We start from the raw sequence: 19,971 nt of genomic DNA, 5'->3' as shown, positions 1-19,971 counted from the left end.
TAGACTTACTTATCGCCCAACTGCTCTGACATTGTATTGCCTGGCGTTGGGGTACGCGGTTCATCAACCGGCGTAGGAGCCTTTGGCGTACTATCATTGTCAGTTGATTTATTTTTGTTCGCATCATCCCAACCGGCTGGCGGACGGACTTCTTTGCGATTCATCAAATCATCAATCTGTGGTGCATCAATGGTTTCATACTTCATCAGCGCATCTTTCATGGAGTGCAATACATCCATGTTTTCTAAAAGCAATTTATGTGCACGCTCGTAGTTACGCTCGATAAGTACTTTAACTTCCTGATCGATAATACGCGCGGTTTCATCGGACATATGCTTAGGTTTCGCCATAGAGCGACCAAGGAACACTTCGCCCTCTTCTTCAGCATACAGCAATGGCCCCAGTTTCTCGGAGAAGCCCCACTGTGTCACCATGTTACGCGCAATAGACGTAGCCACTTTGATATCATTTGATGCGCCGGTAGAAACTTTTTCCGGACCATAAATGATTTCTTCAGCAAGACGACCACCATACAAAGTAGAAATCTGGCTTTCCAGTTTCTGGCGGCTGGCACTGATAGCATCACCTTCCGGCAGGAAGAATGTCACACCCAATGCACGACCACGTGGAATGATGGTCACTTTATGTACTGGGTCATGTTCAGGTACCAAACGACCAATGATCGCATGCCCTGCTTCATGATATGCCGTCGATTCTTTCTGCGCTTCTGTCATTACCATGGAGCGACGTTCCGCACCCATCATAATTTTGTCTTTCGCTTTCTCGAACTCAACCATCGAAACGACGCGCTTGTTACCGCGAGCAGCAAACAGCGCAGCTTCGTTTACCAAGTTAGCCAAGTCGGCACCAGAGAAACCTGGGGTACCACGAGCGATAACTGAAGCATCAATATCGATATCTAATGGCACGCGACGCATATGAACTTTCAGAATCTGTTCACGGCCACGGACGTCTGGTAAGCCAACCACAACCTGACGGTCGAAACGGCCTGGACGCAGTAACGCTGGGTCAAGAACGTCTGGACGGTTAGTTGCCGCGATGACGATGATGCCTTCATTACCTTCAAAGCCATCCATCTCAACCAACATTTGGTTCAGCGTCTGTTCACGTTCGTCATGACCACCACCCAGACCTGCACCACGCTGACGGCCTACCGCATCAATCTCATCGATAAAGATGATACAAGGCGCGGCTTTCTTAGCCTGTTCAAACATGTCACGGACACGGGATGCACCCACACCGACGAACATTTCTACGAAGTCAGAACCGGAAATAGTGAAGAATGGCACTTTAGCCTCACCTGCAATGGCTTTCGCCAGCAAGGTTTTACCGGTACCCGGAGGCCCGACCATCAACACGCCTTTCGGAATCTTACCGCCCAGTTTCTGGAAGCGGCTTGGCTCACGCAGGTATTCAACTAATTCACTGACTTCTTCTTTTGCTTCATCACAACCGGCGACATCAGCAAAAGAGGTTTTTATCTGATCTTCTGTCAGCATGCGAGCTTTGCTCTTGCCAAAGGACATCGCCCCTTTGCCGCCACCGCCCTGCATTTGACGCATAAAGAAGATCCAGACCCCAATCAGCAACAGCATTGGGAACCAGGAAATAAAGATAGAGGCCAGCAAGCTCGGCTCTTCCGGTGGCTCGCCAACAACTTTCACATTTTTAGTCAATAAGACATCTAACAGCTTTGGATCGTTGACCGGAATGAAAGTCGTATATTTGCTGTTATCTTTCTTACTGACGTTAATTTCACGTCCATTGATACGTGCTTCACGAACCTGGTCTTGGGTTACATCGGACATGAAAGTAGAGTAATCCACTCTACGGCCATTCGATTCGCTGGGTCCAAAGCTCTGGAATACAGACATCAATACGACTGCAATAACTAACCAGAGAATTAGGTTTTTCGCCATGTCACTCAAGGGATTAACCTCATATTACAACTGTGTTAACAAACAGCGTTAGGGTACTACAGTTTCCGCCCTGTCGCTACAATGTACACTTCACGCGATCGCGCACGAGAAGCGTCTGGCTTACGAATCTTAACTTTCGTAAACAGGGAGCGAATTTCCCGTAGGTATTCATCAAAGCCATCTCCCTGGAACACCTTCACCAGGAAACTTCCGCCTGGTGCAAGTACATCACGACACATTTCCAATGCTAATTCAACCAGATACATTGATTTAGGTATATCGACTGCCGGAGTACCACTCATATTCGGGGCCATATCAGACATGACCACCTGAACTTTTTTATCCCCAACACGCTCAAGCAAAGCTTTCAGGACCAGTTCATCACGAAAATCGCCCTGAAGGAAATCGACACCAACGATAGGATCCATTGGTAGAAGATCACATGCGATGATCCGCCCTTTACCACCGATCTGGGTTACAACATATTGGGACCAACCACCAGGCGCAGCACCTAAATCCACGACTGTCATACCCGGTTTAAAAATCTTATCGCTCTGTTGTATTTCATCAAGTTTAAACCAGGCGCGGGAGCGTAGCCCCTTTTTCTGCGCCTGAATTACATATTTATCGCTAAAGTGTTCTTGTAACCAGCGACTGGAGCTAGCCGAACGCTTTTTATTAGACATCTCTTTTTCCAACTATCTTAATTAAGAGCCCGCGCATCTATTGCTTAGCTCGCGTAAACTCCCCAATCGACGTAGACCGATTTGGTGATACACATGAGATGGCGGTAGAATGAACCGTTTTCAATCCCAACTTAAGCAAAAAAGACGATGAATCTGAATAACAAACAAAAACAGCACCTGAAAAGCTTGGCCCATCCGTTAAAACCAGTAGTAATGCTGGGCAATAACGGGCTAACCGAAGGGGTGCTGGCTGAAATCGAACAAACGCTGGAACATCATGAACTTATTAAGGTGAAGATCACTGCTGAAGAGCGTGAAACCAAAGCCCTAATTGCTGATGCCATCGTGCGTGAGACCGGTGCCGTTAACGTCCAAATCATCGGTAATATTTTAGTGCTCTATCGCCCAGCAAAAGAGCGCAAGATTATTTTACCGCGTTAATGACGCCTGTTTTATAGAAAAGGTGCCATGCACTTTGTTCTGATAAAAGGCCGCGAGCGGCCTTTTACTTTTCTTTACAACTTCATTTCTTATAAAAAATGTGTACTTACTATTCAGATGGACAAGTATTACACATAATCTACATGAAGAATTTCATATTCTACTTCGCCGCCTGGAGTACGAATAACAACCACATCATCGACTTCTTTACCAATCAGGCCACGAGCAATAGGTGAGTTAACTGAAATAAGATTTTGTTTAAAATCAGCTTCGTCATCACCCACAATCCGGTATTGCTGCTCTTCTTCGCTATCTACATTTAATACACGCACCGTCGCGCCAAAAATAACGCGGCCGTTATTTGGCATTTTGGTGATATCAATAACCTGCGCATTAGAAAGCTTGGCTTCAATTTCTTGAATACGGCCTTCACAGAACCCTTGCTGCTCGCGGGCTGCATGATATTCCGCATTTTCTTTTAAATCGCCATGCTCACGGGCATCAGCAATATCAGAAATAATTTTAGGCCGACGCACGCCCTTTAAATAATCCAGTTCTTCACGCAATTTATCTGCGCCACGTACCGTCATCGGAATCTGTTTCATCTTTTAAATACCTCTAAATCTATCCTGTTCAAAAAGCCGTCATCCTAACGTTTTCGAATGAAAATGCGGCTAGCCTAATGCCCTACCCGCCTCCAGGCGATAAACAAAAAAAATCACCCCCGGAGCCAAAACCCCAAGTCAGGATCAATTTTGCATTTTGATATGCATTTTAACGTAGAGTTCCTTTAGGGTCATCGTTTACTTTCGCCCTCGTTGCACCGTAGTATGGCAACACGTTATTCAGCAGTTATACCGAAATTATGCATTTTTCACGAATTGTCAGTGGATTGGCCTGTGCTATTGCGCTCAATATCAGCATATCTAACGCCAATGCGGCTCAGGTTGAGAATTACACACAATATCTGCCTGATGGGGCAAATCTTGCGTTAGTCGTACAAAAAATCGGGGCCACCACCCCGGCAATAGACTATCACGCCCAGCAAATGGCCCTGCCCGCCAGTACACAAAAAGTCCTGACGGCGCTGGCCGCGCTGTTACAGCTTGGCCCTGATTTTCGCTTCAATACCACATTAGAAAGCCACGGTACGATCACCGATGGGGTATTACGTGGCAATTTAATTGCGCGTTTTGATGGCGACCCCACCTTAACACGTCAGCAGTTGCGTAATATGGTAGCGACGCTAAGAAAAGCAGGTGTGAAGCAAATAGCAGGCGATTTGATCATTGATACGTCGGTTTTTGCCAGTCATGACAAAGCCCCTGGTTGGCCGTGGAATGACATGACGCAATGCTTTAGTGCCCCACCAGCGGCGGCTATTGTCGACCGTAACTGTTTTTCTGTCTCTCTCTATAGCGCCCCCAATCCCGGTGATATGGCATTTATTCGTGTTGCCTCCTATTACCCAGTGCAGATGTTCAGTGAAGTTCGTACCTTAGCCAAAGGCTCGCCAGATGCACAATATTGCGAGTTAGACGTTGTTCCAGGTGAATTAAACCGCTTCACACTTACCGGTTGCCTGACACAACGTAGCGAACCGCTGCCATTGGCCTTTGCGGTACAAAATGGAGCCAGCTATGCCGGGGCTATTTTGAAAGATGAACTGAAGAGAGCTGAGATCCAAATTGACGGCAGTTTGCGCCGCCAAACTACGCCAAATGCAGCAGGAACCGTGCTAGCACAAGCACAATCCGCGCCGCTACATGACTTGCTAAAGATCATGTTGAAAAAATCTGACAACATGATTGCCGATACCGTGTTCAGAACGATTGGTCATCAGCGTTTTGGGGTGCCGGGTACATGGCGCGCCGGCGCTGATGCTGTACGTCAGGTTTTACGCCAAAAAGCGGGTGTGGATCTGGGGAACAGTATTGTCGTGGATGGTTCGGGATTATCACGCCATAACCTGATTTCACCGGCAACCATGATGCAGGCACTGCAATATATTGCTCAGCATGACCAAGAGCTTAACTTTATCTCGATGCTGCCATTATCAGGCTATGACGGCACATTACGTTATCGCGGTGGGCTACACGAAGCGGGGGTAGATGGTAAGGTTTCGGCTAAAACTGGGGCATTACAAGGCGTATATAATCTGGCTGGATTTATTACTACCGCCAGTGGGCAACGTATGGCATTTGTCCAATTCTTGTCGGGCTATGCAGTGCCTCCCGAAGATCAAAAAAATCGCCGGGCACCTTTGGTTCGTTTCGAAAGTCGCCTGTATAAAGACATTTATCAGAATAACTGAGAACCATGAAACTACTGATTGTTGAAGATGACGAACTGCTGCAGCAAGGGATAGCGATGGCACTGACCAACGGGGGTTACGCCTGCGATTGTGCCGGTACCGCAGCCGAGGCGCACAGTTTATTGCTAACCAGTCAGTACAGCATGGTGATCCTCGACCTCGGATTACCGGATCAGGATGGGGCCGCATTATTGCGTCAATGGCGTCGCCAACATATCACACTGCCGGTGCTGATCCTCACTGCCCGCGATGCACTTGAAGACCGGGTTGATGGGTTAGATGCTGGCGCTGATGATTATCTGATAAAACCTTTCGCGTTAGCCGAGTTACTGGCGCGCGTCCGGGCGCTGATCCGCCGCTATCAAGGGCAGAGTGACAATCTGGTGCAGCAAGATGACCTGAGTCTTAACTTATCAACGCAGCAGGTCTGTTTGCAGGGCCAACCGTTGGAAGTGACTCCCAAGGAGTTTGCCATTCTCTCACGGTTAATTATGCGAGCCGGTCAAACCGTCAATCGTGAAATGCTGCAACAGGATCTTTATACCTGGAATGATGATCTCGGTTCTAACACGCTGGAAGTGCATATTCATAACCTACGACGTAAATTGGGCAAAGATCGTATCCGGACGGTGCGCGGCATCGGCTATCGACTGGAAGTTCTATGATGATCAGTATGCGCCGTCGTCTTATTTTAATGTTGGCGTTAATATTACTGGTTACTCAGTTGATCAGTGCATTCTGGCTCTGGCATGAAAGCCAAGAACAAATTAGCTTCCTGGTTGATGAAACTCTCAGTGCAAAAGTGCGCAATGAGCGAGTGGATACCGAAATAGCCGAGGCTATTGCTTCACTGCTTGCGCCGTCACTTATCATGATGGCCATCACCCTATTGCTCTCGTTCTGGGCGATCAGTTGGATCATTCGGCCACTGGATCAATTACAGCAGAAATTAGCTGAGCGTTCGGCTGATAATCTCACCCCGGTTGTTGTAAACAGTGACATGCAAGAAATAGTCTCTGTCACCTCAACACTCAATCAACTGTTATCCCGGCTCGCCAATACCATCCAGCAGGAACGCCTGTTTACTGCCGATGCGGCACATGAGCTACGCACTCCTCTTGCCGGTATTCGGTTGCATCTTGAGTTGATGGAGCAGCAAGGTATTGCTGAAAGTAAGCCGCTCATCAGCCGCATTGATTTATTAATACATACCATTGAGCAATTGCTGATGCTGTCCAGAGCTGGGCAAAATTTTGCCAGCGGGCTTTATCAGACATTGGACTGGGTTGAAAATGTGGTGCAACCATTGCAAGAGGAGCTCGCGGAGATGTGTGCGCTTCGCCAACAGACCTTGCAGTGGAAAATTCCTCCCCATGCTCAAACCCAGGGCGACGCCACATTGCTACGTTTGATGCTGCGTAATTTGGTCGAAAATGCCCATCGCTATAGCCCGGTTGGTAGCCAAATATCCGTCAATATTGCCGCTGATGCACAGGGCACAGTATTGCAAGTCATTGATGAAGGTCCAGGAATAAAACCGGAACAAGCAGGTGAACTGACACAAGCATTTCGCCGTATGGACCAACGCTATGGTGGCAGTGGCTTAGGGCTAAACATTGTTATCCGCATTGCCCAATTGCACCAAGGCCGGCTGACACTGGAGAACCGCCTTGACCGCTCCGGATTAGTGGCACAATGCTGGATACCGACAACGACTCATCGTTAACTCTCCGCAGATTAAACAAAAGGGCCACCACGAATGGCAGCCCTTGTTCAAATCTGACGCTATTAACCAATCACTGCTGTGGGACTTAACGCTCGTAGATAAACTCTACGCCGTCATCATCTTCTTCATCCCAATCATCATCGTCTTCGGCTTCCGCTTCGGCTTCCACTTCAGCCAGTTGTTCACGGTGATAATCATCCCACATGAATTCAACTTTTTCTGGCGCGCTTTCAGCAATAGCCATCGCTTTGGGTTGCGAGTTAAGGAAGTTCATTACATCCCAGCATAGCGCATTCACATTTTCGCGATTCGCTGCCGAGATCATATAATACTTATCTTCCCATCCCAGAGCTTCTACGATCGCTTTAGCGCGTGCTTCAGCTTCTTCCGGGTCTACCAGGTCGATCTTGTTGAAAACAAGCCAGCGTGGCTTCTCAGCAAGGTTCTCACTGTACTGCTGCAATTCATTAATAATGATTTTGGCATTTTCGACCGGATCAGATTCATCAATCGGTGCTAAATCCACTAAATGCAACAATACGCGGCAACGTTCCAGATGTTTCAGGAAGCGAATACCCAAGCCAGCACCTTCTGAAGCGCCTTCAATCAGCCCTGGAATATCGGCCACCACAAAGCTCTGTTCGTGATCCATACGTACCACACCCAGACTTGGGATCAGGGTGGTAAATGGATAATCAGCCACTTTTGGTTTCGCGGCAGAAACGGCACGGATAAAGGTCGACTTACCGGCATTAGGCAGCCCCAACATACCGACATCAGCCAGCAACAGCAGCTCTAACGTCAGATCGCGTGTCTCGCCTTCGGTGCCCATGGTTTTCTGACGTGGAGCACGGTTTACTGAAGATTTGAAACGGGTGTTGCCTAAACCGTGGAAACCCCCTTTCGCGACCATCAGGCGCTGACCGTGACGGGTCATATCACCCAAAATCTCGCCGGTTCCTTGGTCCAGTACACGAGTACCGACCGGAACTTTAATGGTGATATCTTGACCACGTCTCCCGGTACAGTCACGGCTCTGACCATTTTGCCCACGCTCAGCGCGGAAAGATTTCACAAAACGGTAGTCGATCAAGGTATTGAGGTTTTCATCAGCCAGCAGGTAAATATCACCGCCGTCGCCACCATCACCACCGTCAGGGCCGCCATTAGGAATATATTTTTCGCGACGGAAACTGACACAACCGTTCCCACCGTCGCCGGCTACAACCAGAATCGTAGCTTCATCTACAAACTTCATTTACTTTCTCCGTAACTCATTCATCAAGCTGCTATTTTTACCGAGCAACCTGATTTATTTCTGTCCGACGTGGCCACCAACGGTGCCCAATTGCGGAAAACATTGCACCTGCCACTACCACGAATGCGCCGACGTATCCCACAAAGTTGAGGGAAGGTGCGGCAAACATATCTGGCCAGGCCAGCGCCAATAAAATTGAAAAAAACAAGGTAAACAGCGGCGTCAAAGTGACGAGAGCGCTTACCTGCGCTGCCTGCCAGCGCGCCATGGCTTCAGCCAAAGCGCCGTAGCCAACCAGGGTGTTAACCCCACAGAACAGTAAACAGGCAAGTTGCCACCCATTTAGCTGCAAAATAACGGCTGGCTTCGCTAATGGGAACAGTGCTATTGCACATAAAGTGTACAACAATAATAAGATTTGTTGCGATGCCATACGCCTTAATAGCACCTTCTGAGCGACACCATAGCTGACCCAGACCACCGCCGCACAGATGCCTAATACCACACCAAGAGTGTAATCCGTCAGCCGAGTAAAGATTTCATGCAGACTGGTGTTAAAAAATAACAGCAGGCCGCAAATCAACATACCCGCGCCAATAACTTGGCTGATGCGCATCCGCTCCTTTAAAATCAGGACACTGGCAACCATCATCCCAACCGGTGAAAGCTGCCCGATAACCTGAGATGTCGTCGGACTAAGATATTGTAATGATGAGCTGAAGAAGATGAAATTCCCCAGCAAGCCACAGGTCGCAATGATCAGTAATACCAACCAGCGACGTTGGCGAAAAAGTTTAAGAGAGGGCAACTGACGACGCGAAGCCAGAATAATCCCCAAGCCGATAGCTGCCATCATAAAGCGATACCAAACAATGGTATAAGGCTCCATAACTTCGAGCACTTGCTTCATTGCAATCGGCAAGGCACCCCAGAATACGGCAGTGGTTAGTGCCAAAAAAATACCTAAACCAGCCTGCTGCTTCGTATCCATTTTTTACCAGGGGGGTTAACCCAGAAATGTAAAAAGCCCCGCAACGAAATTGCAGGGCTTACATCTATTTACAGGACGCGAAAAACTTATTCAGCTTCGATGCTGATAAATTTACGGTTTTTCGGGCCTTTAACTTCGAACTTGACTTTACCGTCAGCCAAAGCAAACAGAGTATGGTCTTTGCCGCAACCTACGTTGATGCCTGCATGGAACTTAGTGCCACGCTGACGAACGATGATGCTGCCTGCCAGTACTGCTTCGCCGCCAAAACGTTTTACGCCAAGACGTTTACTTTCGGAGTCACGACCGTTACGAGTCGAGCCACCAGCCTTTTTATGTGCCATTTATCCGCTCTCCTAAATCTTAAGCGCTGATGCCGGTGATTTTAACATCAGTGAACCACTGACGATGACCTTGCTGCTTACGGTAATGCTTACGACGACGGAATTTAACAATCTTAATCTTCTCGCCACGACCGTGAGCAACTACCTCAGCCTTGATCTTGCCACCATCGACTAAAGGAGCGCCGATATTGATTTCTTCACCGTTAGCAATCATCAGAACTTGGTCAAACTCAACAGTTTCACCAGTTGCGATGTCCAGCTTTTCCAGGCGAATGGTTTGACCTTCGCTTACTCGGTGTTGTTTACCACCACTTTGGAAAACCGCGTACATATAAAACTCCGCTTTCCGTGCACTCCACTTTTGTAGTCCAGAGCGCACTATAAATATTCACAATAGGGCGCGAATTCTACGCAAAAATGTAGTGAATGACAAGTATATAATCAGCACAAGAGAAGAAAAAAAGCACAGTTTCTTACATCTCGTTTATTTGATAGATTTTTCAAGTACAATCATAGTCTCAGGGAACGTCATGTAATAATGTGGGCGGTAATCTCATCGCAGTTAAAGAGAAAAACAGCTGAATATAACAATGAACCTAGAAAAGATTATCGAGTTAACCGCGCCAGATATGGCGGCAGTAAACACAACAATTCTCGACCAGTTGAACTCTGATGTTGTCCTTATCAATCAGTTGGGCCATTACATCATCAGTGGCGGTGGAAAACGAATCCGTCCAATGATTGCTGTTTTGGTAGCCCGAGCGCTGAATTATCAGGGCAACAAACATATCACGGTCGCAGCATTGATTGAATTTATCCATACAGCGACTCTGCTGCACGATGATGTTGTCGATGAATCAGATATGCGTCGTGGTAAAGCCACAGCGAATGCTGCATTTGGCAATGCTGCCAGTGTATTGGTGGGCGACTACATCTATACACGTTCATTCCAAATGATGACCAGCCTTGAATCACTGCGGGTTCTTACATTGATGTCAGCAGCAACTAACGTTATTGCTGAAGGCGAAGTTTTGCAGCTCATGAACTGCAATAACCCTGACATCACTGAAGAAAATTACATGCAGGTCATCTATAGCAAAACCGCTCGCCTGTTCGAAGCAGCATCACAGTCTGCTGCCGTGCTGGCAGATGCCAGTGAAGAACAAGAACTGGCATTACAGAATTATGGGCGTTATCTCGGTACTGCCTTCCAGCTTATTGATGACTTGCTGGATTACAGCTCTGATGGCACCACTTTGGGTAAAAATACCGGTGATGACCTAAACGAAGGCAAACCGACCCTGCCGTTACTGCATGCAATGCATAATGGCACACCAGAGCAAACAGCGATGATCCGGCAAGCAATTGAACAGGGTAATGGCCGTCATTTACTTGAGCCTGTCTTGCAGGCCATGCAACAGTGCGGCTCTCTGGACTATACCCGCCAACGTGCTGAGGAAGAGGCAGATAAAGCGATTGCTTCATTACAGATTTTACCTGAAAGCCATTATCGTCAAGCCCTGGAAGGGTTAGCGCATATTGCCGTGCAACGCTCATTTTAAGAAATGATTAGGAAACTCTGGCGTAACTGCCCGAGTTTTCCTTCTCACAAACAAACCAAACACAGTCCAGCCTACCAACCACTTCATATCTAAGCCATTTTATAGCTTATTGCCGACTTTAGCTGATAAAGGTGAGAGCTGATTATTGCCCCCACTGACTCGCACTAATCCGTCTTCAGTCGCTCTATAAGACTTTTAGCACCTTCGCGAAAAATGAAAGTAATGACCTGCTCCCTTTCTGTCTCGGTAAAACGATAATAGGCTTCAACCCATAGAGACAGCGGGTCTTGTCGCGTCGGCGTATACTTGGCGGGATCTTCCCTTAACTGTAATGAATTCAGTATCGTAGTGGGTAAACTCTCAATATGATACTCAACAGCCTTTCCCTGCACACCACGGCGGCGGCGCTGTTCCCATCCCTCACGTTTAGCCATGAGGTTTACTCCTTGTGGTGATGACGGTAGCCCATCAAGACCTGCCAATTCCTTAGCGGCAAACCACTCTTTTTTCATGGCGTTGCTTCCTAATATGCGTTGTGACACAAAACAGGAATATTTAGAAAACATTTAAAATTTTTCAGAAAATAAATGTTACTATGCTTCTAAATGATTACTTTATGTTCACAGTACGATTAACAATGTACCGTTATTTATATCACTAACACGTCAGCTGCTTAGAAAAAAAAAGGATTAAAGATGATTTTAAGGAAATCTGATTGGCATCCAGCCGACATCATTGCGGCACTACGTAAAAAAGACACCACACTGGCGGCCCTCTCTCGAAAAGCGGGCTTAAGTTCATCTACACTTGCCAATGCGTTAACACGCCCTTGGCCAAAAGGGGAATGGTTGATTGCTGAGTGCCTGGACATTCATCCTTCTGAAATCTGGCCAACACGCTATTTTGATGCAAAGACAGGGGTTCTTCTTGACCGAAAAGTAAGGATACGCCAGGCCAATGTACCGGCATAAAAAAACCGCCGATGAATAATGTCGGCGGTTGATGCGGCCATGTTCAGAGGTCACTTTCGCCTTCTGTAATGGCCATACTCTCTATTATCACTTTCTATGCCCAAGTCATTAGCGCTATGGCAGACACCTGAATCATTAACCTTGGTCAGTGATTCAGGTGAACAAAAGCCACTGCGACATCAAACAACTCAGATATAGGTGTTATTTGACGAACTCTTCGCCCAACTTGATATCGTTATGTAACACATCAAGCATGCTGTCCAGTGCCTGCTGTTCAAAAGCACTCAGTTTGCCAATGTCTTTACGTTCAGCAACACCGTTTTTACCCAACAGGATTGGCTGAGCAAAGAAGCGGGCATATTTGCCATCGCCTTCAACGTAAGAACACTCAACAACATTGCTTTCGCCTTGCAGAGCGCGAACCAAAGAAAGACCAAAACGTGCCGCAGCCTGCCCCATGGACAGAGTCGCAGACCCGCCACCGGCTTTTGCTTCAACAACTTCAGTACCCGCATTCTGGATACGTTTAGTTAAATCGGCCACTTCTTGCTCAGTGAAGCTGATACCAGGGACTTGCGACAACAATGGCAAGATAGTAACGCCAGAGTGACCGCCAATAACTGGCACTTCGATATCCTGAGGTTGCTTCCCTTTCAGTTCAGCAACAAAGGTGTTTGAGCGAATGGTATCCAGTGTGGTGATACCGAATAATTTGTTCTTATCGTAAACACCGGCTTTTTTCAGTACTTCTGCGGCAATAGCAACAGTGGTATTGACCGGGTTAGTAATGATACCGATTAGCGCTTTCGGGCAAGTGCGCGCGATTTGCTCAACCAGATTACGGACAATACCCGCATTCACATTGAACAGGTCTGAACGATCCATGCCTGGCTTACGTGCAACACCAGCAGAAATCAGAACAATATCTGCTCCTTGCAGTGCTGGAGTAGCATCTTCGCCGCTGAAACCTTTAATATTAACAGCAGTAGGGATATGGCTCAGATCAACCGCGACACCTGGAGTCACTGGCGCGATATCATATAATGAGAGGTCTGAACCTGAAGGAAGCTGGGTCTTGAGTAGAAGAGCGAGGGCCTGGCCGATACCACCAGCAGCACCGAGAACTGCAACTTTCATCCTATACTCCTTATTATATTTAATTTAAATTTGCCGTGAATTCATCTATTTACGCACCTTAATTTATTGCGATTTTAAACACAATCTATTAACAGTCAGATTGAGATATCACGCATCAAAAAGGCGCATAATGCGCATGTATTTTAGAGTAAATCGCTTATTCATTAATGATATAGCGCACATTATTCTAAAATTTACTGAAGTATTCATGACAGGTTAATCGGCGGTTACATTACACCCTTCTGTTACATCAGAACAACATCATTTTAATAACATTTTGGTTACCAATTCCGAATACTAATAAAAGGCTGATTTAGCATAATCGTAACAGTAAGGTGATGTTAAAATTCCAATACACCTTGATATCAGGGCTTTTATCGCCAATACTCCATAGTCATGTTGAATAAAAATTCATTTAAATGCATAATAATCCCATTTACTATTGACTGCTCAGGGCATAAAAAATGCGTAACCCCGCAAAACAAGAAGATCTTATCAAGGCGTTTAAAGCGTTATTGAAAGAAGAGAAATTCAGTTCTCAAGGTGAGATCGTTTTGGCCTTGCAGGAAGAAGGCTTTGAAAATATCAACCAATCCAAAGTTTCGCGCATGTTGACCAAATTCGGAGCGGTCAGAACGCGCAATGCAAAAATGGAGATGGTTTATTGCTTACCTGCTGAGCTGGGTGTGCCGACAACCAGCAGCCCGCTGAAGAATCTGGTATTAGATGTTGATTATAATGATTCGGTGGTTGTCATTAATACCAGTCCAGGTGCAGCCCAGTTGATCGCTCGTCTGTTGGATTCATTAGGTAAAGCAGAAGGTATTCTTGGTAGCATTGCTGGTGACGATACTATCTTCACCACACCTGCCAGAGGTTTTACCGTTAAGCAGTTGCATGAGGCTATCCTCGGGCTATTTGAGCAAGAACTTTAATCTCCGCACCTTGCTATCTGATCTAAAGATGCGGCTATATCTCTATATGATATGCCGCATTTGCTCTCTCAAACCCATAACACCAACCTAAGAAACAGGAAATATCACTGCTTCTTACTTTTAAAACCATTAGATAACACTGCCTTTCCCCGATAGATGGTCAAAGCTGCCATTCTATTTCGCACTTTTAGTCAAAAACACTTATCACATTGAAAATATTATACTTTTACTAAAAGTTGCTGTTTTTTAACCACTTTTTATTCCTTTTCGTTCTAAAAAAGTAGTAACCAACGATAAAGTGACATCAAATATTATTAGCCCGCTATTAATATTCTCAGTTACTAGATGTATACTCATTTTCGTGACGTAAATCACACTTATTGTGAAGTGATAAAAGAATAACTAGAGGCATAAACATGAACGTTAAAACTACTATCGCAACCATTAGCATTCTATCTGCACTATCATTTGGCGTTTTTGCAGCAGATTCCATCAGCGATAATCAAGCCGCTAATTTGAAACCCATGGGCACTATTACTGTGAGTGGTATCAACGGCGCACCCTCTGATATTCGTCAGGCTCTGTCTGATAAAGCCGATGCTATGGGTGCAAAAGCGTATAAAGTTATCGAAGCACGCGCAGATAATAACTGGCACGCCACCGCCGAGATTTACCAGTAAGTCTTTGCTCGCCACTATTGGCAATAGATGTGTAAGACAACATCGAAATTCGAATTAAATAACCAGTAAAAACAACAAACTGAAAGTATCAAAATCCATGATAAGCACTTTTGGGTTGTTGTGAACTATTGAGGAAAAATCATGAAAATCAAAACGACTCTGACGGCTCTTAGCCTACTTTCTGTTGTTGCTTTCGGTGCTCAAGCAGCACAATCAATTGATGCTGCGCAAGCCAGCAAAATGACTGACTTAGGTGCTATCAGTGTTAGCGGCATTACTGGTGCCCCTTCTGATATTGAACAAGCCATCGCAGATAAAGCAGACAGCAAAGGCGCTACCGCTTACAAAATCATTGGTATAAATGATGATAATGGCTGGCATGCCACTGCGAAGATTTACAAATAAGTTAAGCAATAAGCATGAAAGTAAATGCCCCATTTAGAGGGGCATACTTTCGAACACGATGGTTTATCCAATCGGTTGAAACATTAATTTTCAGCATATTGAATAGAGTATTGATTGAAACAAGGTCTTGATGGACCCCTTGGGGCACGTCAGCACCACAACAGAATAATCCCTCGTCGTCTATCCGACGAACCCTTTTACCCCCGCTCTGCGGGGGCTTTTTTTATCCAGCTTAGTCCTGAGGTTGGGCGTCTTGCTCGGCTTTTTTAGTTAGGGCACTCAATAGCTTATCGTGAATCCCACCAAAACCGCCGTTACTCATCACCAGAATATGATCACCGGGTTGAGCTGTCTTCACGACCATATCAACCAGCGTATCAATATCGGCACTCCAATGTGCAGGCTGAATACAAGCCTCTGCGACTTCCACCACTTGCCAAGGAATGTGTTGAGGCTGGAACAGGAACACTTCATCGGCACGACCTAATGACGGTGCCAACTCATTTTTGCACAATCCCAGTTTCATGGTGTTAGAGCGAGGCTCCAGCACCGCCAAGATTCGTGCCGTTCCTCCCACTTTGCTGCGCAGTGCCGCCAGCGTGGCAAGGATAGCGGTTGGATGATGAGCAAAATCATCATAAACAGTCACCCCATGAGCTTCACCACGAAGTTCTAGCCGACGGCGGGCGTTAATAAAATCACCCAAAACCCGACAAGCATCGGCTGGCAAGACCCCCACATGGCGGGCAGCAGCAATGGCCATCAAGCCATTATGCATATTATGTTCGCCCACCAGTGACCAACTGACCTCACCCACTAATTCATTATCGAGAAACACTTCATAGACACTGGCATCAATTGACACTTTACGAGCAAACCAACTGCCGGTTTCACCAACCAGCTCTTGCTCACTCCAGCACCCCATCGCCATCACTTGCTTGAGATGATTGTCATTATCCGGAACAATGATTTTGCCTTGCCCTGGGACGATGCGAACCAGATGGTGGAATTGCTTCTGGATCGCTTTGAGATCGTCAAAAATATCAGCATGATCAAACTCAAGATTATTCATGATCAAGGTTCTTGGGCTGTAATGAACAAATTTGGAGCGCTTATCAAAGAAGGCGCAATCATATTCATCAGCTTCAATCACAAAGAATGGGCTATTGCCTAACCGGGCTGAAACCTCAAAATTCCCCGGCACACCGCCAATCACAAAGCCGGGTTCATAACCGCAAGCTTGCAAAATCCAGGCAACCATCCCGGCAGTGGTGGTTTTACCGTGGGTCCCGGCAACAGCTAATACCCAGCGCTCTGGCAACACATGGTCATGTAACCATTGTGGGCCGGAAACATACGGGATGCCTTGTTCTAATACGGCTTCAACACACGGATTACCACGGGTCATGGCATTACCGATGATGACTAAATCTGGGGCTGGATTCAGTTGCGCGGGATCATACCCCTGGATCAAGTCGATCCCTTGATTCTCCAGCAGGGTGCTCATCGGCGGATACACGTTAGCATCCGATCCCGTCACTTCATGCCCTAATGAACGGGCGAGCATTGCCAGGCCGCCCATAAAAGTGCCGCAGATACCTAATATGTGAATGCGCATAAATTTTCCGTATTAATAAGCTTCGAATTTGTAGCCATTCTACCGCTCAGAATCAAAGAGAAGAAATGGAATTGCCTATGAATCATTCTCACCTTTGGGCTACACTGCTGCCATTGGGTGAGTTGTTCGTTAATAAATCGATATTTAACCGTAGATTCAGGGATTGTGTCATGAAAACGTTAGGCGAATTCATCGTTGAGAAACAGCTAGACTTCTCTCACGCCACCGGCGAATTAACTGCATTACTTTCAGCAATCAAACTCGGCGCAAAAATCATTCATCGCGATATCAATAAAGCAGGACTGGTTGATATTTTAGGTGCCAGCGGTGTTTCTAATATTCAGGGCGAAGACCAGATGAAACTGGATCTGTTTGCCAATGAAAAATTGAAAGCTGCCCTCAAAGCCCGTGGCGAAGTTGCTGGTATCGCCTCCGAAGAAGAAGATGACATTGTTATCTTTGATGGCGGGCGAGCAGAAAATGCCAAATATGTGGTTCTGATGGATCCGCTGGATGGTTCTTCAAATATTGACGTGAATGTGTCCGTCGGTACTATTTTCTCCATCTATCGTCGTATTACCCCATTTGGCACCCCAATTACCGAAGCCGACTTCCTGCAACCGGGCACCAAGCAAGTTGCGGCAGGTTATGTGGTTTACGGTTCTTCAACCATGCTGGTATATACCACCGGTTATGGTGTCCATGCTTTCACTTACGATCCTTCACTGGGTGTTTTCTGTTTATCCCATGAAAAAGTTCGCTATCCCGCAACCGGTTGCATGTATTCCATCAACGAAGGGAATTACATTAAATTCCCACTGGGTGTGAAGAAATACATCAAGTATTGCCAAGAGCAGGATGAAGCCACCAAGCGCCCATATACTTCGCGCTATATTGGCTCACTGGTAGCCGACTTCCATCGTAATCTATTGAAAGGCGGCATTTATATTTACCCAAGCACTGCCAGCCATCCACAAGGGAAATTGCGTTTGCTGTACGAATGCAACCCGATGGCATTCCTGGCAGAACAAGCCGGTGGTAAAGCAACTGATGGGGTTAACCGCATTCTGGATATCGTGCCGGAGAAATTGCATCAGCGCGCACCTTTCTTCGTCGGCACAAAATCCATGGTTGAAGATGCAGAAGGCTTTATTGCTAAATTCCCGGATGATGAAGAAGCGAAGTAACTGGCGCGAGTGCCGTAAAAAAGCCACCGATTAGTTTGGTGGCTGGATGTTTATGGCAAAGACCAGAGAGCAGCGGCCCTAAGCCGCTGTTTTTTTTATACGACAGCCAGTTTATCGCCCTGCAATTTGAATACCGCCATGCTGGCGGACAATGCATCGGCTTGTTCCTCTAATGAACGCGTCGCGGCTGCGGCCTGTTCAACCAAAGTCGCATTCTGCTGGGCAACCTGATCCATTTGAGCAATAGCCACATTCACTTGCTCAATTCCGCTACTTTGTTCATAAGTCGCAGCGGAGATCTCGCGCATCAATGCGGTCACGCGACTGACCTCACCCGCAATCTCAAACATGGTTTTCCCTGCGGATTCAGCCATATCCGCCCCTTCACGTACCCGATGTTGTGATTCAACAATCAAGTCTTTAATCTCTTTGGCTGACTGCGCACTGCGCTGTGCCAGATTGCGCACTTCGCCCGCCACCACAGCAAAACCACGCCCCTGTTCACCGGCCCTGGCCGCCTCTACCGCTGCGTTAAGCGCCAGAATATTCGTCTGAAATGCAATGCCGTCAATCACGCTAATAATATCGGAGATACGCCGCGAACTGGTGGTGATCGCCTGCATCTTATCCACCACATGGCTAACAGCTTCACTCCCTTTATTGGCAATATCCGACACACTCATCGCCAGACGATTAGCCTGATCCGAGTTTTCAGCATTCATTTTTACCGTCGCGGTCAACTGTTCCATACTGGCCGCCGTCTGCTCCAATGAAGAGGCCGACTCTTCAGTACGTGCCGCCAAATGACTGTTACCCGCAGCCAACTCCCGCGAACCGACACCAATTTGCCCGCCAACATCACGTACATTGCTGACCGATTCCACCAGCGACTGCTGCATGGTTTGCAAGGCTCTTGCCAGCCGCGCCAATTCCGTATTGCCGTCACTGTTAATGTTATGAGTTAAATCACCATCGGCTATATATTCAAGCTGATGAATTGATTGCTCCAATGGCTGCAAAATAATGTACTTAAGCGCGAACCACGCCAGCACCGCAGAAATCAGCGTAATCAGCCCCGCCGCAACAATGATGGCCAATTTGATGTTGGCTGCACTGGTGGCTTTATCAATTTGCAGTTGTCCCGCATCCAGTGCATAGCTGCGAAAAGTAGCGACATCATTGTTAAATGCTTTGCTGATATCGGTGATGCTCTTTTCCAGCACCTCATAATACTCATCGGCATAGCCCGCCTTGATGGCGGCCAGCATGGGAACTACGCCCTTATCAACATAATTTTTATAACTTTTCTGGATGTTAGTTGCCAGTTCCTGCCCGTCTCCCCGGTCAGATACTGCGCTGACAAAACGTGCCATTTCTGTTTGTGATAATGCCAGCGAATCCTCGGCCTGCTTTGCCGTTTGCAAAGATTCATCAATCAGCCCTATCTCTAATTGATGGATGGCTAGTGCCGCTTCAGTTCTGGCACTTAAGGTGGCATTAAAGCTATTCGATAACGATCCCAGTTCCTCCCCCTGGATTTGATTTATTATTTGTAGCGAGCGCGAACTCTCCTGGATTGAATTTATTCCAATCACACTGACAATTAATAGAATCAAAGACATAAGGCTTAGTTGAGCAATAAGCCCATTCTTAATGGTAATCTTTTTTAACATCGGTTTTTTCCGGTTATGTGCAAATGGTTAAGATTACAAAGCGTTAGCATTACAGCGGACAGTCTTATTGTTTGATTTAGTTATCGGCTGTAATAATGTCGTC

21 protein-coding genes are annotated in these 19,971 nt (G+C 46.7%); 10 read left to right on the top strand and 11 right to left on the bottom strand.

The window, feature by feature from the left end; genetic code table 11:
* Positions 1-5: 5 nt before the first annotated feature.
* Together ftsH and rlmE are read right to left on the bottom strand one after the other, a co-directional pair.
* Positions 6-1,940, bottom strand: a complete 1,935-nt coding sequence (gene ftsH, locus FTA96_RS11965; RefSeq protein WP_050121734.1) for an ATP-dependent zinc metalloprotease FtsH — start codon at positions 1,938-1,940, stop codon at positions 6-8.
* Positions 1,941-1,996: 56 nt separating this feature from the next.
* Positions 1,997-2,626: a 23S rRNA (uridine(2552)-2'-O)-methyltransferase RlmE gene (gene rlmE, locus FTA96_RS11960; RefSeq protein WP_050110318.1), complete on the bottom strand. Its 630-nt coding sequence runs from the start codon at positions 2,624-2,626 to the stop codon at positions 1,997-1,999.
* A gap of 147 nt (positions 2,627-2,773) precedes the next feature.
* Between rlmE and yhbY the strand changes: the two genes are divergently transcribed.
* Positions 2,774-3,067 carry a ribosome assembly RNA-binding protein YhbY gene (yhbY, locus tag FTA96_RS11955; RefSeq protein ID WP_004389225.1) on the top strand — a complete coding sequence of 98 codons (294 nt, stop codon included), beginning with the start codon at positions 2,774-2,776 and terminating at the stop codon, positions 3,065-3,067.
* Positions 3,068-3,195: 128 nt separating this feature from the next.
* Here the strand turns inward: yhbY and greA are convergent, their stop codons facing one another.
* Entirely contained in the window at positions 3,196-3,672 is a 477-nt protein-coding gene (greA, locus tag FTA96_RS11950) for a transcription elongation factor GreA (protein ID WP_004707053.1), read from the bottom strand.
* 260 nt (positions 3,673-3,932) lie between these two features.
* Here greA and dacB point away from each other — a divergent pair, with 260 nt between their 5' ends.
* From dacB to pmrB, 3 genes are read left to right on the top strand one after another with little or no spacing between them, the layout of a single operon-like run.
* Complete coding sequence (gene dacB, locus FTA96_RS11945; RefSeq protein ID WP_050121735.1) at positions 3,933-5,381, top strand: serine-type D-Ala-D-Ala carboxypeptidase; 1,449 nt, start codon at positions 3,933-3,935, stop codon at positions 5,379-5,381.
* A gap of 5 nt (positions 5,382-5,386) precedes the next feature.
* Positions 5,387-6,046: a two-component system response regulator PmrA gene (pmrA, locus tag FTA96_RS11940; RefSeq protein WP_145573875.1), complete on the top strand. Its 660-nt coding sequence runs from the start codon at positions 5,387-5,389 to the stop codon at positions 6,044-6,046.
* Positions 6,046-7,107 (top strand): two-component system sensor histidine kinase PmrB, encoded by a 1,062-nt coding sequence (gene pmrB / locus FTA96_RS11935; protein WP_050135661.1) that lies wholly within the window; start codon positions 6,046-6,048, stop codon positions 7,105-7,107. The genes pmrA and pmrB overlap by 1 nt, the downstream gene beginning before the upstream one ends.
* Before the next feature lie 85 nt (positions 7,108-7,192).
* Here pmrB and cgtA read toward each other — a convergent pair whose 3' ends face one another.
* From cgtA to rplU, 4 genes are all read right to left on the bottom strand, one after another.
* Positions 7,193-8,365 (bottom strand): Obg family GTPase CgtA, encoded by a 1,173-nt coding sequence (gene cgtA / locus FTA96_RS11930; protein ID WP_050110321.1) that lies wholly within the window; start codon positions 8,363-8,365, stop codon positions 7,193-7,195.
* Positions 8,366-8,402: 37 nt separating this feature from the next.
* Entirely contained in the window at positions 8,403-9,356 is a 954-nt protein-coding gene (locus FTA96_RS11925; protein ID WP_050121739.1) for a DMT family transporter, read from the bottom strand.
* Between the two features lie 86 nt (positions 9,357-9,442).
* On the bottom strand, positions 9,443-9,700 hold the full coding sequence (gene rpmA / locus FTA96_RS11920; protein WP_002210179.1) for a 50S ribosomal protein L27: 258 nt from the start codon (positions 9,698-9,700) through the stop codon (positions 9,443-9,445).
* Positions 9,701-9,719: 19 nt separating this feature from the next.
* A complete protein-coding gene (gene rplU, locus FTA96_RS11915; protein WP_004707048.1) occupies positions 9,720-10,031 on the bottom strand; it encodes a 50S ribosomal protein L21 in 312 nt (103 codons plus the stop codon).
* A gap of 259 nt (positions 10,032-10,290) precedes the next feature.
* Between rplU and ispB the strand changes: the two genes are divergently transcribed.
* A complete protein-coding gene (ispB, locus tag FTA96_RS11910; protein WP_050110323.1) occupies positions 10,291-11,262 on the top strand; it encodes an octaprenyl diphosphate synthase in 972 nt (323 codons plus the stop codon).
* Positions 11,263-11,426: 164 nt separating this feature from the next.
* Here ispB and FTA96_RS11905 read toward each other — a convergent pair whose 3' ends face one another.
* A complete protein-coding gene (locus tag FTA96_RS11905; RefSeq protein WP_179210425.1) occupies positions 11,427-11,774 on the bottom strand; it encodes a DNA-binding protein in 348 nt (115 codons plus the stop codon).
* 183 nt (positions 11,775-11,957) lie between these two features.
* Between FTA96_RS11905 and FTA96_RS11900 the strand changes: the two genes are divergently transcribed.
* On the top strand, positions 11,958-12,233 hold the full coding sequence (locus FTA96_RS11900) for a helix-turn-helix domain-containing protein (protein ID WP_050110324.1): 276 nt from the start codon (positions 11,958-11,960) through the stop codon (positions 12,231-12,233).
* A 201-nt stretch (positions 12,234-12,434) separates the two neighbouring features.
* Here the strand turns inward: FTA96_RS11900 and mdh are convergent, their stop codons facing one another.
* Entirely contained in the window at positions 12,435-13,370 is a 936-nt protein-coding gene (gene mdh / locus FTA96_RS11895) for a malate dehydrogenase (RefSeq protein WP_050110325.1), read from the bottom strand.
* Between the two features lie 464 nt (positions 13,371-13,834).
* Between mdh and argR the strand changes: the two genes are divergently transcribed.
* The 3 genes from argR to FTA96_RS11880 all read left to right on the top strand — a co-directional run bounded on the left by argR (position 13,835) and on the right by FTA96_RS11880 (position 15,390).
* Positions 13,835-14,305 carry a transcriptional regulator ArgR gene (gene argR / locus FTA96_RS11890; protein ID WP_004707043.1) on the top strand — a complete coding sequence of 157 codons (471 nt, stop codon included), beginning with the start codon at positions 13,835-13,837 and terminating at the stop codon, positions 14,303-14,305.
* Between the two features lie 416 nt (positions 14,306-14,721).
* Positions 14,722-14,985: a peroxide/acid stress response protein YhcN gene (gene yhcN, locus FTA96_RS11885; RefSeq protein ID WP_050121741.1), complete on the top strand. Its 264-nt coding sequence runs from the start codon at positions 14,722-14,724 to the stop codon at positions 14,983-14,985.
* A 141-nt stretch (positions 14,986-15,126) separates the two neighbouring features.
* Complete coding sequence (locus FTA96_RS11880) at positions 15,127-15,390, top strand: YdgH/BhsA/McbA-like domain containing protein (RefSeq protein ID WP_050110327.1); 264 nt, start codon at positions 15,127-15,129, stop codon at positions 15,388-15,390.
* A 232-nt stretch (positions 15,391-15,622) separates the two neighbouring features.
* Here FTA96_RS11880 and mpl read toward each other — a convergent pair whose 3' ends face one another.
* Positions 15,623-17,008 carry a UDP-N-acetylmuramate:L-alanyl-gamma-D-glutamyl-meso-diaminopimelate ligase gene (mpl, locus tag FTA96_RS11875; RefSeq protein WP_145534018.1) on the bottom strand — a complete coding sequence of 462 codons (1,386 nt, stop codon included), beginning with the start codon at positions 17,006-17,008 and terminating at the stop codon, positions 15,623-15,625.
* A 170-nt stretch (positions 17,009-17,178) separates the two neighbouring features.
* Here mpl and fbp point away from each other — a divergent pair, with 170 nt between their 5' ends.
* The gene (gene fbp, locus FTA96_RS11870; RefSeq protein ID WP_050110950.1) at positions 17,179-18,195 is read left to right on the top strand and encodes a class 1 fructose-bisphosphatase; all 1,017 of its coding nucleotides are present in this window, start codon (positions 17,179-17,181) and stop codon (positions 18,193-18,195) included.
* A gap of 95 nt (positions 18,196-18,290) precedes the next feature.
* On the opposite strand, the gene FTA96_RS11865 is transcribed toward fbp, so the two are convergent.
* Positions 18,291-19,868, bottom strand: coding sequence for a methyl-accepting chemotaxis protein (locus FTA96_RS11865; RefSeq protein WP_050121743.1), 1,578 nt, complete (start codon positions 19,866-19,868; stop codon positions 18,291-18,293).
* Between the last annotated feature and the right edge of the window lie 103 nt (positions 19,869-19,971).

Origin of the sequence: Yersinia alsatica (genome assembly GCF_902170305.1) — a bacterium.
GTDB classification, from domain to species: domain Bacteria; phylum Pseudomonadota; class Gammaproteobacteria; order Enterobacterales; family Enterobacteriaceae; genus Yersinia; species Yersinia alsatica.
This window is presented reverse-complemented; position numbering and strand designations above follow the sequence as displayed.

Bases quoted from the DNA above. Each gene is read 5' to 3' on its own strand.
- ftsH (WP_050121734.1), bottom strand. From the start codon at position 1,940: ATGGCGAAAAACCTAATTCTCTGGTTAGTTATTGCAGTCGTATTGATG.
- rlmE (WP_050110318.1), bottom strand. From the start codon at position 2,626: ATGTCTAATAAAAAGCGTTCGGCTAGCTCCAGTCGCTGGTTACAAGAA.
- yhbY (WP_004389225.1), top strand. From the start codon at position 2,774: ATGAATCTGAATAACAAACAAAAACAGCACCTGAAAAGCTTGGCCCAT.
- greA (WP_004707053.1), bottom strand. From the start codon at position 3,672: ATGAAACAGATTCCGATGACGGTACGTGGCGCAGATAAATTGCGTGAA.
- dacB (WP_050121735.1), top strand. From the start codon at position 3,933: ATGCATTTTTCACGAATTGTCAGTGGATTGGCCTGTGCTATTGCGCTC.
- pmrA (WP_145573875.1), top strand. From the start codon at position 5,387: ATGAAACTACTGATTGTTGAAGATGACGAACTGCTGCAGCAAGGGATA.
- pmrB (WP_050135661.1), top strand. From the start codon at position 6,046: ATGATCAGTATGCGCCGTCGTCTTATTTTAATGTTGGCGTTAATATTA.
- cgtA (WP_050110321.1), bottom strand. From the start codon at position 8,365: ATGAAGTTTGTAGATGAAGCTACGATTCTGGTTGTAGCCGGCGACGGT.
- FTA96_RS11925 (WP_050121739.1), bottom strand. From the start codon at position 9,356: ATGGATACGAAGCAGCAGGCTGGTTTAGGTATTTTTTTGGCACTAACC.
- rpmA (WP_002210179.1), bottom strand. From the start codon at position 9,700: ATGGCACATAAAAAGGCTGGTGGCTCGACTCGTAACGGTCGTGACTCC.
- rplU (WP_004707048.1), bottom strand. From the start codon at position 10,031: ATGTACGCGGTTTTCCAAAGTGGTGGTAAACAACACCGAGTAAGCGAA.
- ispB (WP_050110323.1), top strand. From the start codon at position 10,291: ATGAACCTAGAAAAGATTATCGAGTTAACCGCGCCAGATATGGCGGCA.
- FTA96_RS11905 (WP_179210425.1), bottom strand. From the start codon at position 11,774: ATGAAAAAAGAGTGGTTTGCCGCTAAGGAATTGGCAGGTCTTGATGGG.
- FTA96_RS11900 (WP_050110324.1), top strand. From the start codon at position 11,958: ATGATTTTAAGGAAATCTGATTGGCATCCAGCCGACATCATTGCGGCA.
- mdh (WP_050110325.1), bottom strand. From the start codon at position 13,370: ATGAAAGTTGCAGTTCTCGGTGCTGCTGGTGGTATCGGCCAGGCCCTC.
- argR (WP_004707043.1), top strand. From the start codon at position 13,835: ATGCGTAACCCCGCAAAACAAGAAGATCTTATCAAGGCGTTTAAAGCG.
- yhcN (WP_050121741.1), top strand. From the start codon at position 14,722: ATGAACGTTAAAACTACTATCGCAACCATTAGCATTCTATCTGCACTA.
- FTA96_RS11880 (WP_050110327.1), top strand. From the start codon at position 15,127: ATGAAAATCAAAACGACTCTGACGGCTCTTAGCCTACTTTCTGTTGTT.
- mpl (WP_145534018.1), bottom strand. From the start codon at position 17,008: ATGCGCATTCACATATTAGGTATCTGCGGCACTTTTATGGGCGGCCTG.
- fbp (WP_050110950.1), top strand. From the start codon at position 17,179: ATGAAAACGTTAGGCGAATTCATCGTTGAGAAACAGCTAGACTTCTCT.
- FTA96_RS11865 (WP_050121743.1), bottom strand. From the start codon at position 19,868: ATGTTAAAAAAGATTACCATTAAGAATGGGCTTATTGCTCAACTAAGC.